Annotated in this window: 14 protein-coding genes and 1 riboswitch; of the genes, 6 read left to right on the top strand and 8 right to left on the bottom strand. The window is 69.0% G+C overall.

The window, feature by feature from the left end; translation table 11 throughout:
- Positions 1–19 precede the first annotated feature (19 nt).
- Positions 20–436, top strand: a complete 417-nt coding sequence (locus EQ874_RS05990) for a cytochrome c oxidase subunit 4 (protein WP_064064151.1) — start codon at positions 20–22, stop codon at positions 434–436.
- Between the two features lie 109 nt (positions 437–545).
- Here EQ874_RS05990 and EQ874_RS05985 read toward each other — a convergent pair whose 3' ends face one another.
- The 6 genes from EQ874_RS05985 to EQ874_RS05960 form a co-directional block, all read right to left on the bottom strand.
- A complete protein-coding gene (locus EQ874_RS05985) occupies positions 546–1,547 on the bottom strand; it encodes a MerR family transcriptional regulator (RefSeq protein WP_129976233.1) in 1,002 nt (333 codons plus the stop codon).
- A 4-nt stretch (positions 1,548–1,551) separates the two neighbouring features.
- A complete protein-coding gene (locus tag EQ874_RS05980; RefSeq protein WP_064064153.1) occupies positions 1,552–2,214 on the bottom strand; it encodes a HEAT repeat domain-containing protein in 663 nt (220 codons plus the stop codon).
- Between the two features lie 187 nt (positions 2,215–2,401).
- A complete protein-coding gene (locus EQ874_RS05975; protein ID WP_064064155.1) occupies positions 2,402–4,060 on the bottom strand; it encodes a cytochrome bc complex cytochrome b subunit in 1,659 nt (552 codons plus the stop codon).
- Positions 4,057–5,184: a ubiquinol-cytochrome c reductase iron-sulfur subunit gene (locus tag EQ874_RS05970; protein ID WP_064064176.1), complete on the bottom strand. Its 1,128-nt coding sequence runs from the start codon at positions 5,182–5,184 to the stop codon at positions 4,057–4,059. The genes EQ874_RS05975 and EQ874_RS05970 overlap by 4 nt, the downstream gene beginning before the upstream one ends.
- Entirely contained in the window at positions 5,181–6,017 is an 837-nt protein-coding gene (locus EQ874_RS05965) for a cytochrome c (RefSeq protein WP_085996974.1), read from the bottom strand. The genes EQ874_RS05970 and EQ874_RS05965 overlap by 4 nt, the downstream gene beginning before the upstream one ends.
- 100 nt (positions 6,018–6,117) lie before the next feature.
- Positions 6,118–6,732 carry a heme-copper oxidase subunit III gene (locus EQ874_RS05960; RefSeq protein WP_026003317.1) on the bottom strand — a complete coding sequence of 205 codons (615 nt, stop codon included), beginning with the start codon at positions 6,730–6,732 and terminating at the stop codon, positions 6,118–6,120.
- Between the two features lie 174 nt (positions 6,733–6,906).
- On the opposite strand from EQ874_RS05960, the gene EQ874_RS05955 reads away from it, so the two are divergent.
- Together EQ874_RS05955 and trpD are read left to right on the top strand one after the other, a co-directional pair.
- Entirely contained in the window at positions 6,907–7,362 is a 456-nt protein-coding gene (locus EQ874_RS05955; protein ID WP_129976231.1) for a hypothetical protein, read from the top strand.
- A 66-nt stretch (positions 7,363–7,428) separates the two neighbouring features.
- Positions 7,429–8,502 carry an anthranilate phosphoribosyltransferase gene (gene trpD, locus EQ874_RS05950; RefSeq protein WP_064064158.1) on the top strand — a complete coding sequence of 358 codons (1,074 nt, stop codon included), beginning with the start codon at positions 7,429–7,431 and terminating at the stop codon, positions 8,500–8,502.
- Positions 8,503–8,585: 83 nt separating this feature from the next.
- Here the strand turns inward: trpD and EQ874_RS05945 are convergent, their stop codons facing one another.
- Entirely contained in the window at positions 8,586–8,861 is a 276-nt protein-coding gene (locus EQ874_RS05945) for an Lrp/AsnC ligand binding domain-containing protein (RefSeq protein WP_016693842.1), read from the bottom strand.
- Between the two features lie 33 nt (positions 8,862–8,894).
- Positions 8,895–10,643 carry a DEDD exonuclease domain-containing protein gene (locus tag EQ874_RS05940; RefSeq protein WP_084421762.1) on the bottom strand — a complete coding sequence of 583 codons (1,749 nt, stop codon included), beginning with the start codon at positions 10,641–10,643 and terminating at the stop codon, positions 8,895–8,897.
- Positions 10,644–11,078: 435 nt separating this feature from the next.
- Positions 11,079–11,242, top strand: a riboswitch (cyclic di-AMP (ydaO/yuaA leader).
- A gap of 15 nt (positions 11,243–11,257) precedes the next feature.
- On the opposite strand from EQ874_RS05940, the gene EQ874_RS05935 reads away from it, so the two are divergent.
- From EQ874_RS05935 to EQ874_RS05925, 3 genes are all read left to right on the top strand, one after another.
- Positions 11,258–11,839 (top strand): NlpC/P60 family protein, encoded by a 582-nt coding sequence (locus tag EQ874_RS05935; protein ID WP_016935484.1) that lies wholly within the window; start codon positions 11,258–11,260, stop codon positions 11,837–11,839.
- A gap of 381 nt (positions 11,840–12,220) precedes the next feature.
- The gene (locus tag EQ874_RS05930) at positions 12,221–13,213 is read left to right on the top strand and encodes a C40 family peptidase (RefSeq protein WP_064064178.1); all 993 of its coding nucleotides are present in this window, start codon (positions 12,221–12,223) and stop codon (positions 13,211–13,213) included.
- Between the two features lie 72 nt (positions 13,214–13,285).
- The gene (locus tag EQ874_RS05925) at positions 13,286–14,611 is read left to right on the top strand and encodes a hypothetical protein (protein ID WP_064064159.1); all 1,326 of its coding nucleotides are present in this window, start codon (positions 13,286–13,288) and stop codon (positions 14,609–14,611) included.
- Positions 14,612–14,623: the final 12 nt, after the last annotated feature.

Here is a 14,623-nt window from a genome sequence, read left to right as displayed (position 1 = left end):
GACAAGGACAAGTGCTGATATGAAGATCGAAGCCAAGCTCTTCGAGGTCGTGACGGTGTTCTTCGTGCTCGTCGCCATCGTGTACGGCACGTTCACCGGGCTGTCGGACAAGGGCATCGAATGGGCCGGCCTGACGGCCATCGTCCTCTCCGCCGGACTGACCCTGATCGTCGGAACCTACTTCCGTTTCGTCGCACGTCGTCTCGACACCCGTCCCGAGGACTACGAGGACGCGGAGATCAGCGACGGTGCGGGCGACCTCGGTTTCTTCAGTGCGGGTAGCTACTGGCCGATCCTGCTCGCCGGTGCGGCAGCTTTCGCCGCCATCGCGCTGGCCTTCTACCAGCCGTGGATGATCGTCCTCGCAGTCGCACTGATCATCGCCGCAGCCGCCGGACTGGTGTTCGAGTACCATCTCGGACCCGAGAAGCACTGAGCCGACTCTCTCGACGCACACGGGCGCCGCACCTTCGGGTGCGGCGCCCGTGGCGTTTCCGGGAGCTGTCACATTTCCGGGTCCTGGCGGCCGGTGGGCCCGACGGCGGTCAGCGGGTGGCGAGGATGACACTCGCGGTCGCCGCGACGGTCCGATCCGGGTCGGTGGTCAGGACCACGAGAGCGTCGCGGGCAGCCGAGCCCGGGATCTCCGCGAGTGCCTGCGTCAGGCGCAGGCGTACCCGAGCGTCGTCCGCCCCGTCGAGCCCCTGCTGCACGGAACGCACGATCTCCGCGGAGAGGGCCGGCCGATCCGCGAGCCGGCCCAGCACTTCGGCGGCCTCGACGTCCGACCGGCCCTCCACGATCATGTCCACGAGGACGGGGACGGCCGCGTCCACACCCCGCGCCCCGAGCGTCAGAGCCACCATGGCGCGGGCCTTCGCATCATCGTCGCCGAGAGCCTCCTCGAGCAGCGTCGTGGACTCGGGAACACGGAGCTCCGCCAGGGCTGCGATCGCCCGGCGCCGCACTGCTGCCTCGTCCGACCGCAGCCCCGTCGCCAATCCGGGAAGTGCAGTCTCCACCGCGTCCGCGGCTCGGGCGAGCGACCAGCGCAACGCCCCCGCGACGAACGGGTCCTCCTCCGACAGGACCGCTTCGACCAGCGAGGCGACGGGCAATGTCGCGTCCTGGCTCTGGGAGAGGATCGCTTGCTGCCGGCGGGATCCGGAGTCGGATTCGAACGCGCGGAGCAAGGCGACGAGACGCAGGACGTCGTCCCACCCTGTAGGGGAGGCCGAGTCGACATCGTCGAGACGGGCGAGCAACTCTGTCTCGGCGGCAATCCGCTGCCGCGTGTGCCGGATCAGCTCCTGCATCAACTCGGCGGGAGCGAAGTCCGGTTCTCGCAACGCGCGTCCGACCTCGTTCAGCGACAGACCGAGGCTTCGGAGACTCTCCACGTGGAACAGCGTCCGGAGGTCGTCCTCGGTGTACTCGCGGTAACCGCCCGACGTGCGGCCCGTCGGAGTCACGAGGCCCAAGCGGTCGTAGTGGCGCAGCATGCGGCTGCTGACGCCGGACCTTCGCGAGACCTCACCGATCAGCATCGTGTCATTCCCGGATCCCGTCCGCGCCGAGCGCGGCGACCCGCTTCGCGGTCTCCAGCGAGAGGACGAACGCACTGTCGGGATCCACACGGATCCGCTCGGTGGCCTCGGCGTGGGCGCGGACACGAGGATCGGGACTGCCCATCGCCGTGGCCAGCACCGGCACGGCAGCCTCGTCGAGCGCCGCGAGAGCGCGGCCGAGGCTGAGCTGCAGGTCGTGGTCGCCTCGGCCCAGTTGGGCGCCGAGAGCGGCAGCGAGGCCGCTTTCCGCCCCTGGCGGGACGAGTGCGACTGCTGCCCGCCATGCGCCGCGAGCCACCTCGTCGTGCTCGTCCTGGACCATGCGCGCCACTGCCGGCCACGCAACCGGGTCGCCGATCTTCGACAAGGTGTGCAGGGCCTGGCTGCGCGCCTGCGTGGTGTCCGACCGGAGTTCGGCGAGCAGTCGCGGCACGGTCACCTCGACGGGCAGGCGGCACAGTGCCCAGGTCAGCATGTCGCGGACGAAGAAGTCCGGCTCCACCGCACACCGCTCGACGAGCGCCGTCACGGTACGAGGATCGGCCGCGGTGCCCAGCTCGAGTGCTGCGCGCAGTCGTACGGTGGCGTCCTCGGCGGCCAGGGCGCCGGCCGGGACGCGAACGAACGGGTCGTGATGTGTGCTCATGGAAGGCACCTCCTTCGCCGACCCATTCGAGCGCTTGTCACAGTGTCAAGGTCAAGACGTACGTCCCGGACGATATCCGGCGGGGGAGGGGAGAACCGCCTCCGCCTCCGAATGTTCCGGAACGACGAGCGGGGCCCCGGACCGTGAAGGTCCGGGGCCCCGTCGGGTTACGAGCCGCTGGTGCGGATCAGTGCGACTTGTCGGGCAGCTGGGCTGCGCCGTCGCCGTTTCCGTGCACGCGCTCCTGGTACTCGCGGAGCGTGTTGCGGAGCTCGAGCTCTGCCTCGTGGTGGGCGGCCTCGAGCGCGGCCGCTTCGTCGGCCGGGTCGGGGCTCCACCAGCTGCCGGCACCGGGCTTGCCGGCACTGCCGAGGCGGTTCATACGCTTCGGGATCGCGGCACCCTGGTACTCGAGCGGGACCGGGTGGCCGTGCTCGTCCACCGGGCCGAGCGGCTGGTGGATCTCGATGTACTCGCCGGTCGGCAGTCGACGGACGATGCCCGTCTCGATGCCGTGCTCGAGCACCTGGCGGTCGCTGCGCTGCAGACCCAGGCAGAACCGGTACGCGATGTAGTAGGCGAGCGGCGGGAGCAGGACGAGACCGATACGGCCCATCCAGGTCGTCGCGTTGATCGAGATGTCGAACTTGTACGCGATGATGTCGTTGACGCACATGATCGTGGCGACGGCGTAGAACGCCAGGGCCATGAACCCGAGCCCGGTACGGACCGGCACGTCGCGCGGACGCTGCAGCAGGTTGTGGTGCGCGTCGTCCTTCGTGAACTTCTTCTCGATCCACGGGTAGACCGTGAGAACGACGAACACGAGGCCCATGATCAACGCGATCCAGAACGGCTGCGGGATCGTGTACCGGTTGAACAGGTACAGCTCCCAGGCCGGCCAGATACGCGCCATGCCGTCCGTCCACATCATGTAGATGTCGGGCTGGGACCCGGCGGAGACCTGCGACGGGTTGTACGGGCCGATGTTCCAGACCGGGTTGATCTGCAGCAGGCCGGACATCAGGGCGAGGACCGCGAAGGTCATCGCGAAGAACGCACCCGACTTGACGGCGAAGACCGGGAGGATACGAACACCCACGACGTTCTGCTCCGTGCGGCCGGGGCCGGGGAACTGCGTGTGCTTCTGGTACCAGACCAGCGCGAGGTGCGCGGCGATCAGGGCCAGGATGATGCCCGGGACGAGCAGCACGTGCAGCACGTAGAAGCGCGGGATGATCAGCTCACCCGGGAAGTCGCCACCGAAGATCGCCCAGTGCATCCACGAGCCGATGATCGGGATCGACAGCGTGATGCCGGAGAACGCGGCGCGGAGGCCGGTACCGGAGAGCAGGTCGTCGGGAAGCGAGTAGCCGAAGAAGCCCTCGAACATCGCCAGGATGAGCAGCAGGGAGCCGATCACCCAGTTGGCTTCGCGCGGGCGCCGGAATGCACCGGTGAAGAACACGCGGAGCAGGTGGACGACGATCGACGCGGCGAACATCAGGGCTGCCCAGTGGTGGATCTGTCGCACGAACAGACCACCGCGGACCTCGAAGGAGAGGTTCAGGGTCGTCTCGTAGGCACGGGACATACCCACACCGCGCAGCGGCGTGTAGACACCGTCGTAGACGACGTGCGCCATCGACGGATCGAAGAACAGGGTCAGGAAGACACCGGAGATCAACAGGATGATGAAGCTGTAGAGCGCGATCTCACCCAGGAGGAAGGACCAGTGGGTGGGGAACACCTTGTTGATCTGGCGGCGGATGCCGGCGGACAGATGGTAGCGAGAATCGAGATTCTCGCCGATCTGTGCGGCGCGGGACGGGGTTGCAGTACTCACGGGCGACGCTCCCAGAATGCCGGACCGAGTGCCTCGATGAAGTCGCCGTTGGCGACCAGGAAGCCCTCTTCGTTCACTGTAATCGGAAGCTGCGGCAGTGCGCGAGCAGCGGGACCGAAAATCGGCTTGCCGTACTCCAGTGCATCGAACTGCGACTGATGGCACGGGCACAGGATGCGGTGCGTCTGCTGCTCGTAGAGCGAGGTCGGGCAGCCGAGGTGCGTGCAGATCTTCGAGTACGCGAAGTAGTCGCCGTAGTTGAAGCTCTCCTGGCCCTTGCGCTTGACGACACGCTCGGTGTCCTCGGTGCGCAGACGGATGAGCATGACGGCGTTGCGGATGCCGCGCAGGCTCTGCAGCAGGGCGTGATCGTCTCCTCGATCGGACTCGCGGAACGGGAAGACCGTCTCCATGCCGCCGGCGTCGAGGTCCTCCGGGCGCACGAGGACGATGTCCTGGGGACGGCCGGTGTCACGACGCAGGTAGATCGTCTCGCCGGGGTAGCGCGGGGTCCAGCCCGACACCCACAGCGACGACTCGTCGCCCTCGGCCCACGGGTTCTTGATCAGGCCGCCGAGCGGCATGATCAGGCCCAGGCCGAGCGCGCCGCCACCGAAGATGGCAGTGCGCTTGATCAGCTTGCGACGCGGCAGGGTCGACGTGTCGAGCGAATCGGAGAGCTCGGCGACGATCGTCTTGCGATCGACCTCGGAGGATCCGCCGTCGTGCCGATCCTGGATCGACACCTCTTCGGGGATGAACTTCTTGGTGAACTGCACCGCGCCGACACCGATACCGAGGATCGACAGACCGAGGGTCAGGCCGAGCATCGGGGTGTAGAGGCTGTACCAGCCGTAGTTCTTTTCGCCGATGCCCTGGTACTCCCACGGCCAGAACAGGTAGATCGCGATGAACGCGAGACCCGAGATGCCTGCGAGGGCGAACCAGAAGGCGACGTTGCGCTCGGCCCGCTTCTCGGCGCGGGTGCCCTCGACGGGCCACCGGTCCTTGCGGAACGCGACGTCGACGCCGTCGAGGTTGGTGCCGAGCGTGACGAGGTCGTCCCGGCTCATCCGGTCGAGATCGTCGACCGTGTGCTTGTTCGGCGTTTCGCCGCCACTCATGACCTTGCTCCGATCCACAGCGCAGCGCCGACGACGGCGACGATGCCGACGACCCACATGGTCGGCCCTTCGGCACCGGGGCCGAAGCCGCCGAGCCCGTAGCCACCCGGGTCCCTCGTCTCACTGGCGGACTTGATGTACGCGATGATGTCCTGCTTCTCCTCGACCGTCAGCTGACGGTCGGAGAACTTCGGCATGTTCTGGGGGCCGGTGAGCATCGCGGTGTAGATCTGCTGCTCGCTGGCCGGATCCAGGTTCGGTGCGAACTTGCCGGACGACAGCGCGCCGCCGCGTCCGGTGAAGTTGTGGCACGACGCGCAGTTCTGGCGGAAGAGCTCCGAACCGCGTCCGATGTCGTTGCCGCGCAGCGACGACTGGGCGATCTCGCCGTTCTCGTCGCGGATGACCGTCGGGCCTCCGCCGTTGGCCTGGATGTACGCGCCGAGCGCGTCGGTCTGCGCGGCGTCGAACTTCGGATCCTTGCGCAGGGCCTGGGCCTCGTTGCGCATCATCGGCATGCGGCCCGAGGACACCTGGAAGTAGACGGCGGCCTCGCCGACACCGATGAGGGTGGGACCGCGGTCCTGGACACCCTGGAGGTTGACGCCGTGGCAGGTCACGCAGGAGGTCTCGTAGAGCTGCTGACCCTCGCGGATCAGAGCGCTCCGGTCGTCCTGCGCCGTGGCCACCTGCGGGGCAGGCGTCAGCGCGGAGGCGATGAAGCCTGCGCTGAGGAGACCGAGCGCGAGGACCAACGCTCCGGTGACGCGCCGGCGCATCTTGCGCTGGCGGCGGGACTTCGCAGCATCGGCTGCAGAGGATCGACCGGGCATGTCACCCTCGGAGGCGAGAGGTGGGGATGAACTCATCTGTATCCCTTTTTTTATGTCGGGACGGACTGGACGTCAGGGGGCTGCCTGGGCGTTCAGCTGGCTAACGGATGAAATAAATCGTGGCAAACAGCGCGATCCAAACGATGTCGACGAAGTGCCAGTAATACGAAACGACGATGGCTGCAGTGGCCTGTGCAGGCGTGAACTTGCTGACCTTCGTGCGGAACAACAGGAACACGAATGCGATCAGGCCGCCGATGACGTGCAGGCCGTGGAAGCCGGTGGTCATGTAGAACACCGAGCCGTACACGCTGCCCGGGATGGTCGTGCCGTCCTTCACCAGGGTGATGTACTCGTAGCCCTGGCCGAGCACGAAGAAGGTGCCCATGGCGAGGGTGACGATGTACCACCGTCGCAGGCCGAAGACATCGCCGCGCTCGGCGGCGAAGACGCCCAACTGGCAGGTGAAGGAGGAAGCGATCAGCACCGCGGTGATCGGTACCGCCAACCACAGGTTCAAGTGGGTGGGCGGGGGCGGCCACATGCCCTCCGGGGCCTGTGCCCGGGCCACGAAGTACATGGCGAAGAGCCCTGCGAAAAACATGAGCTCACTGGACAACCACACGATGGTGCCGACGCTGACCAGGTTGGGCCGGTTCAACGAGTGCACGCGCTGTGTGATTGCAGATCCTGAAGTCCCTACTGCGCTCGTCACGCTGGCTAGTATGACCCGTCGTAGTACGTCTTGGGCAATCGGGGCCGAAATCGGCGCGTCAGTGCAGGTCTCGAACCTGAATTTCACCAGGTGGGCGCGCGGTGACAGGCACTCCGGAGGGTGCCGCACGGAGCAATTCCGAGGGTCGGGAAGGTCACGTGGGATCGTGAGTGCATGAGTACCGGAAAGGGTCTTCGGGGATGGCTGCGCTCCCTGGTGGGGCGGAGCGCCGAGCCGCTCGACGCGAACCGTGCCGACCTTGTCGTGGTCGTCTCGTCCTTCGACGACGCCGAAGCCTGTTCCACGGCGCTGGATCGCGGGGCCGGGACGAGCCCGTCGTGGCGGTCCGAGGACGAGGCCGTTCTCCGGCATCACCTGGCGTTGCCCGCGGACGCGGTGGACCGGGCCGCGGAGCTGGCCGGCCAGGACGGCTACATCGTGGCCGGGACCGGTGACGGGGACGTCCCGCCCACGGCCGTGGGCGGTGCTTCCGTGATTCTGCAGCGCGTCCAGATCCTCGACGCCCTGCACTGTGCGCAGGAGAAGTCGCGCATGGCCTCGCTCGCGCAGCGGCTCGGCGGAACGGCCCTGGGGTGGGACGCCCTGCAACCGCAGGATTCCGCTGGCTAAGCTGACCGGTCGGAAGAGGGCACGCCGGTGCCCGGTGAGGAGCGAGATGCGGCGAGGGCAGGTGCGATGAACGCGACGCGAGACGCGGACGAGGTGACCCGGAACTGGCCCTCCGTGCTGGGAGCGCTCACCGCCGGACGGAACCTGTCGGCCGACGAGGCGCGATGGGCGATGAGCGAGATCTTCTCCGACAACGCCACGCCCGCCCAGATCGCGGCATTCGGTGTCGCGCTGAAGATGAAGGGCGAGACCCCCGACGAGGTGCGGGCACTCGCCGACACGATGCTCGACTACGCCCGGCTGGTTCCGGTCGACAGCGACGTCGTCGACATCGTGGGCACCGGTGGCGACCGCGCGAACACCGTCAACATCTCGACGATGGCCTCGCTCGTCGTGGCCGCGGCGGGCATCCGGGTCGTCAAGCACGGCAACCGTGCCGCCTCCTCCAAGAGCGGAGGCGCCGACGTGCTCGAGGCTCTCGGCGTGCACATCGACCTGGGGCCCGACGAGGTGGCTCATTCGGTCGCCGAGGCCGGAATCGGATTCTGCTTCGCGCCCGTCTACCACCCGGCACTGCGGTTCGCGGCCGCACCGCGCAAGCAGATCGGCATCCCGACGGTCTTCAACGTCCTCGGTCCACTCACCAATCCGGCCCGGCCGGGTGCCGGTCTGATCGGGTGCGCGTTCGAACCGCTCGTCCCGACCGTCGCAGGCGTGCTCGCGCAGCGCGGCAACTCGGCGCTCGTCGTGCGAGGCGACGACGGACTCGACGAACTGACCACCTCCACGACCTCGCGCGTGCACATCGTCCACGGCGGGAAGGTCCGGGTCGTGACACTCGATCCGCGCGATCTCGGTATCGACCGGGTTCCGCTCGAGGCGCTCCGTGGCGGCGACGCCACGGAGAACGCGGCGATCGCGCGGGCCGTCCTGGCGGGGGAGAAGGGCCCTGTACGTGAGGCCGTGCTTCTCAACGCGGCCGGGGCGATCGCAGCCTTCCGGGGCGTCGACGGCGTTCTCGAGGATGCCCTCACGGCCGGGCTCGAGACGGCGGCAGAGGCGATCGACAGCGGCCGGGCCACGGCCGTCCTGGAGCAGTGGGCCGAGGTCACCACGCGGCTGGGTGCCGGACAGAAATGACCGGAGAAGAGTAAGGACACACGAACGACGGGCCCGCACTGCATCGGTGCGGGCCCGTCGGTCGTCGGTGGTGCTGCGGGGTGTCAGTTCCCGATCGAGAAGCCGGCCTCGACGTCGGCGCTCGAATACGACTGGAAGGCGATGTGGGTGACGGTCTTCGTCACGCCGTCGATCTTGTTGATGCCCCGGGTGACGACATCCGCGATCTTCTCGTGGTCGCGGACGCGGACCACCGCCACGAGGTCGACGTCGCCCGCGCAGGAGTACACCGTGTCGACGCCGTCGAGGTCGGCGACCGCTTGCGCGGTCTCGGGGATACGGTTCGCCTCGGCATCGATCAGGACGATCGCGTTGATCATGGGGGTCTCCTTCAACCTTCCTCGGGGATTGCATCAGCCTAAGCGGTGGGACGAGTCCGCGGAGAGGAGCCTGCGGACCGCGCGGGCCTCACGCGCGAGTTCGGCCCACGCACTCCATCGGCCCGCACCTCGGGTCGGCTCGCACCAGCCCCGGCTCGCACGGACGATGCGGGTGCCCTCACCGTCGAGCCATCGCGCGACCAGACCGATCTCCTCCGGGGACGCGCCGCGCAGCGGTCCCGGTGACGGCCGCACCGTCTCGGCACCGGCGACGATCGCCTCCACGACGGGCATCGGACGCACGCCGCGCGGCGCCACGCCGGCGGACGCGAGCCGGCCTGCGCGGATCACCGCGAACTCCCACCCGCCCTCGGCGCGCGGACGCGCGGCGACGAGTTCGTCGACGGCCGCCAGCGAAGCCAGGCGTTGGGTGCGCCGCAGCGCGACGAGGGCGGCGGCGAGCCGGTCGCGCAGCCGGGCGGCATTCTCGAACAGCTGGTCGCGTACGAGGGTGTCGAGGTGCTCGTGCACCGCCTCGACGGCATCGTCGGCGAGGCCGCGGACGACCGCGCGCACGCCCTCGACCTGGGTTGCATAGGCGGAGGCGTCCTGGACCCCGAAGCGCGCCGCTGCGCAACCCCCGACGGCGACGGGCGGGCAACGGTCGCCGTGACGGGCCGTGCGGCCGATCCTGCGTGTGCACGTGCGCAGACCACACATCTGCGCGAGCAGCGCCGCGACGTCCGCGGCGTCGGCGCGTACCGAGAACGGGCCGATCGCGTCGGGTCCGGGAGTGCGGCTCACAGCGAGGCGCGGAAACGCCTCGTCGGTGAGGATGATCCACCAGCCGCGCATCGGATACTTCGACCGGCGGTTGTACGGAGGGGTGTGTGCGGCGATCAGCCGCAGTTCGCGGACGCCGGCCTCGAGCCCGTGGGCGCATTCGACATGATCGATGCGAGTGGTGAGCGCGACCATCTCCCGCAGCCGCGGCCGCGTCTCGGAGCCCGTGAAATAGGTACGGACGCGACGGTGCAGGTCGACCGCCGTGCCGACGTACAACACCTCGTCGGACGGCCCCCGGAACATGTAGACACCGGGCTTGCGTGGAAGGTGTGCGGCGAGTGCGCGTTTGGCCCGTTGCTCGGCGGTGACCACCGGCATGTAGTCGCGCAACTCGGTGAGGCTGTGGACCCCCTGGTTGCCGACTCGTTCGATGAGGGCGTGCAGCACGTCCACGGTGGCCCGTGCGTCGTCGAGCGCGCGGTGGGTGGGCACGGTGGAGACCCTGAACAGCTCGGCCAGCGCGGAGAGCTTCACCGACGGCGCCTCGTCGCGCCCGAGGACGCGACGGGCCAGCTTGACGGTGCACAGCACCTGGAAGCGGGGCCATGCCAGCCGGCACCGGGCGGCAGCCGCCTGGAGAAATCCGACGTCGAAACCGGCGTTGTGCGCGACGAGCACCGATCCGGACGCGAACTCGAGGAAGGCGGGCAGCACCTCCTCGATCCTGGGGGCCGCGTAGACCATCGCAGTGGTGATGCCGGTGAGTTGCACGATGTACGGAGGAATGGGACGCCCGGGATCGACGAGGGTCGCGAACTCGCCGAGCACCTCGCCGGCACGGATCTTCACCGCACCGATCTCGGTGATGGCGTCCTCGGCTGCCTTCCCGCCGGTCGTCTCGAGGTCGACGACGACGAAGGTGGTGTCGCGCAGGGGTGTGTCGAGCTCGTCGAAACCCAGTTGCACGCCGAGGGCCGATGGTTGCGGCGAGGTCATGCGGCGAGCCTAGGAAGCGACACCGACAACCCACCGGGCGGGCTCCCGAACCCTCACGAGACGAGGATCACACCCTTTTTCTGCCGTCGCGAGAATCGGACGAAGCCCCCGAAAACAGACCGATCGGCCTGCGAGAGAAGCAATCCGGCGAATCGGACGGTCCGTTCCGGCCGGCCTCTCCGGGTAGCGGTGTCCTGACCTGCTTCTTCCGGAGTGGACCCGGACGAATCGGGTAGTGACGTCCTCGGGATGAAAGAGGGCCGGGCAGTGCTCGTTACCGCGCCGTTATCGGACCGTCGCCCTACGGCAGTGTTCTCCCAGGAATCGGTCGAAGCGGTCGGGTGGCGCGGCGGGGCGGTCGACTTCACCGATGCCGTTTCGTAATCTTTTCGAGACCGAGCGGAGAGTTTTCCGCCCCACCCCCGGGTCGGAGCCGCACGGTTACCGCCTAATCGCCCCTCCCCGGCTTCGGGAGTGGCGAGCCGGGGACCCACGTAGTTCTTGGGGTGAATCTCCTCCGCCCGTCGCGGCGAGGAGTAGGGCTGATCTTCCGGCCCGAACCCGTCAGCTAACTCGGTCGGCGGGTGAACGGAAGAAACGGAGAACGTCCCCTCGTGGTTTCGAACAACAGCAAGCGCACCGTCCGGCGCGCCCTTGTCGCCGGTGCCATTGCTCTCGGAGCAGTCACCGTCTCGGCCGGCCCGGCGATGGCCGAGCCCATCAACATTCCCGGTGTCGGAACGTTCGACCTCCCGGCCGGTGTGACCGTGCCGCCGGAGATCGCCAACCTCGTTCCGCCGGCCGCCGAGGGTGCCCCCGCGCCTCAGGCCGCTGCCTTCACCGCCCCCCTCGGCTCCGTCGGACAGCGTGCTGCCGACGCTGCGCAGTCGAAGATCGGCGCCCCCTACGTCTACGGCGCTGCCGGACCGAGCTCCTTCGACTGCTCGGGTCTCGTGCAGTGGGCCTTCAAGCAGGCCGGCCTCAGCGTCCCGCGCACCAGCTACGAGCAGGCGTCCGCCGGTACCCCCATCGATGTCGCGGCTCTCCAGCCCGGCGACGTCGTGTCGTTCTACGGAGGCAGCCACACCGGCATCTACATCGGCGGCGGCAACATCGTGCACGCCTCCACCTCCAGCCAGCCGGTGAAGATCGCGCCGCTGAACTCGATGCCCGTCGACGGAGCGCGTCGCTTCTGACCGCACGTCGCCTCCGATCGGACGGCGTTTCCCGCCTCCGCTCCGACGCATCATCTCCGAGAAGGGTGGGTCCGGTACCAACCGGACCCACCCTTCTCGGATGTCTGCGTGTGCGGCCCGTAGCCATGTCCGTCCGCTGGCACACAAAGTCGCCGCGCGTGATGGCTACTCGCAGGTAGACACAAACCTATGCGATTCCGTAACCTGATCGAGACCTTCGATCGGCAGTTGCGGATGATCGAGGACGCCCGGGAAAGGATTCGAGCCCTCGTGGTTTCCGACAGGACGAAGCACCTCGTGCGAGTGCAGGGCAGGCCGAGAGCGCAGGGCAGGCCGGGAGTACGGGCCGCGCGCCGCCCGGCGCTCGTCGTGGCCCTCGTGATGATGGTCCTCGGTCTCACTCTCGCGCCGGCGGCGGCGCAACCACCGGGGGAGACCCCCGCCGCGCGACTCGACCACCTCGCCGATCTGTCGCGTCGCAGCGAGCAGGCCACCGAAGCGTTGCACGCCGCGGGTGCGGATCTCGAAGCGAAGGTCGCGGCGCAGCAGGAGGCCGATACTCGCGCTGCCCAGGCCGACGAGGCCCTGGCCGGCGCTCGCGCCGACATCGCCCGCTTCAAGCCCACCGTCGACAAGCTCGCGCGGGCCAACTACCGCGGCGCGCGCACCAACCGGCTCTTCGCCGTGATGGTGAGCGACTCGCCTCAGCAGATGCTCGACCAGATGGTGCTGCTCGACGTCCTCGGTGAACAGACCTCGCGCGAGGTCGAAGGGTTCCGGACCGCCACCGCCGCTGCGGCCGAGGCCGCCGTGGCCGCGCAGCACGCCGCCGACGAGGCACATGCCGCCGCCGCGCAGGCCCAGACACTCCGCGACGAACTCCAGCGGCGTCAGGCCGAACTCGAGCAGCAGATCGAGGGAGTTCTCGATGCTTTCGAAGCGCTGAGCGACGCGGAGAAGGCCGAACTCGCCGGCACTCCCTTCCCGCCGGGCCTCGACGCCGAGAAGATCCTGCAGCACCTCGTCCCCGGCAGCAACGGCGCCGCCCTCCGGGCGGCCCTGTCCCGCATCGGCTCCCCGTACGTCTGGGGCGCGACCGGCCCCGATCAGTTCGACTGTTCGGGCCTCATGGTCTGGGCGTACAAGCAGGTCGGCAAGGCGCTGCCCCGCTCCAGTCAGGCCCAGGCGCAGGGCGGCGCCCCCGTCTCCCGCGAGAATCTGCAGCCCGGCGACCTCGTCATCTTCTACGACGATGCCTCCCACGTGGGCATGTACGTCGGCGACGGCAACATGGTGCATGCCTCGACCTTCGGTGTACCGGTGAAGGTCCAGTCGATCGATCGGTTCCCGTTCCACAGCGCCCGCCGGTACTGATTCGCCGCCACGTCGGCGCCGACTGCCGAGGTCGCCCCGGGCGCCGCCCGGACGTCGACCTAGACTGACGCGGTGCCCGCGCGATCGTCCTCTCCCGCCGGTACCCGCCGGTGGGAACGTCTCGGCCTGGCCGGGCTGGTCGTCGCACTGGTCACGGCAGGCCTGCTGCTGGCCGTCGACCCGGCGGACACCGACGACGCCGACAGCCGGGTACGGGCCGAACTGCAGGTCGTGCTGGACGACTGGAGCCGTGCCGTCCGGACCGGCGACGACGCGTTCCTCACCCGGTTGATCGACGCCGCGTCCCCGGCGCTCCTCGCCTCCGAGCGGGAGCGGATCGCGGCAATCGCCTCCGTTCCTCTCACCGACTTCGGGTACGAACTCGCCCCCGACTCGGCGTTGCCCCTGCCGCCCGAGGTCGTCGCCCGGTTCGGCGCCGACGAGGTCCGGGCCCACCGCGTCCACCTCCGGTTCGCTGTGGACGGCATCGACGACGTACCCACCCGCCGGCCCGTGACCGTGCTGTTCGTCCACCGGCCGCACGGCTGGCGGATCGCCGACGACGCGCCGGCCCTCGCCGGGGCGGAGACCGCGACCTGGCGGGGACCGTGGGACCACGGTCCGCTCCACGTCGCGACCGCACAGACCGAGGGCGGACGTTCGCTCGTGATCGGGCACCCGGACAACGCGTCGTTCGTGGACGACCTCGCCGACGACCTGCCGTCCGTGGTGGAGGCCGTCGACGACCTGTGGGGCGACACCTGGCCGCGGCGCGCGCTGGTCGTCGTGACCTCCTCGCGCGAGGAGTTCTCGCACCTCGTCGGGCCGCGGCACGACGGCGACGACATCGCTGCCGTCGCGGTCTCCGACGACGTGGATCACGGGCACGGGATCGCCACCGGTCAGCGCATCGTCTTCAACCCGGCTGCGAGCGAGCGGCTCGACGACACCTCGCGGAGAACCGTGCTCGCCCACGAGACGGTGCACGTCGCCGCGCGGGCCGGCACGGTGGACGGTTCACCGATGTGGGTCCTCGAGGGTTTCGCCGACTACGTCGGCCACCGCGCGACAGCGGAGGAGCTCGACGTCCGGCGGATCGCACCGACGCTGACCCGGCAGGTTCGGTCGTCGGGTGTACCGGTGTCGCTGCCGGCCGACGGCGATTTCACCGGCGAACGCTCGGCGCTCGCCTACGAGACCGCCTGGTCGATCGCCGCGTACACCGCCGACGAGTTCGGACACGACAGGCTGGTCGCCCTGTACCGCGCCCTCGCCGCGGGTCCCGCCACGGACGAGAAGCTCGACGACGTGCTCACCGAACTGCTCGGCGTCGACACCACCGAGTTCGTGGAGGGCTGGGGACGCTGGCTCGGAGGCCGACTCCGCGACACCCACTGACCGGCCCGTGCC

The sequence above is a fragment of the Rhodococcus sp. Q1 genome, from assembly GCF_004153645.1.
Classification (GTDB): domain Bacteria; phylum Actinomycetota; class Actinomycetes; order Mycobacteriales; family Mycobacteriaceae; genus Rhodococcus; species Rhodococcus gordoniae.
The sequence above is the reverse complement of the archived record's forward strand: the minus strand, read 5'-3'. Positions and strand labels throughout refer to the sequence as shown.

Excerpts from the sequence above, each read along its gene's own strand:
- EQ874_RS05990 (WP_064064151.1), top strand. The coding sequence starts at position 20 with ATGAAGATCGAAGCCAAGCTCTTCGAGGTCGTGACGGTGTTCTTCGTG.
- EQ874_RS05985 (WP_129976233.1), bottom strand. The coding sequence starts at position 1,547 with ATGCTGATCGGTGAGGTCTCGCGAAGGTCCGGCGTCAGCAGCCGCATG.
- EQ874_RS05980 (WP_064064153.1), bottom strand. The coding sequence starts at position 2,214 with ATGAGCACACATCACGACCCGTTCGTTCGCGTCCCGGCCGGCGCCCTG.
- EQ874_RS05970 (WP_064064176.1), bottom strand. The coding sequence starts at position 5,184 with ATGAGTGGCGGCGAAACGCCGAACAAGCACACGGTCGACGATCTCGAC.
- EQ874_RS05965 (WP_085996974.1), bottom strand. The coding sequence starts at position 6,017 with ATGCCCGGTCGATCCTCTGCAGCCGATGCTGCGAAGTCCCGCCGCCAG.
- EQ874_RS05955 (WP_129976231.1), top strand. The coding sequence starts at position 6,907 with ATGAGTACCGGAAAGGGTCTTCGGGGATGGCTGCGCTCCCTGGTGGGG.
- trpD (WP_064064158.1), top strand. The coding sequence starts at position 7,429 with ATGAACGCGACGCGAGACGCGGACGAGGTGACCCGGAACTGGCCCTCC.
- EQ874_RS05945 (WP_016693842.1), bottom strand. The coding sequence starts at position 8,861 with ATGATCAACGCGATCGTCCTGATCGATGCCGAGGCGAACCGTATCCCC.
- EQ874_RS05940 (WP_084421762.1), bottom strand. The coding sequence starts at position 10,643 with ATGACCTCGCCGCAACCATCGGCCCTCGGCGTGCAACTGGGTTTCGAC.
- EQ874_RS05930 (WP_064064178.1), top strand. The coding sequence starts at position 12,221 with ATGATGGTCCTCGGTCTCACTCTCGCGCCGGCGGCGGCGCAACCACCG.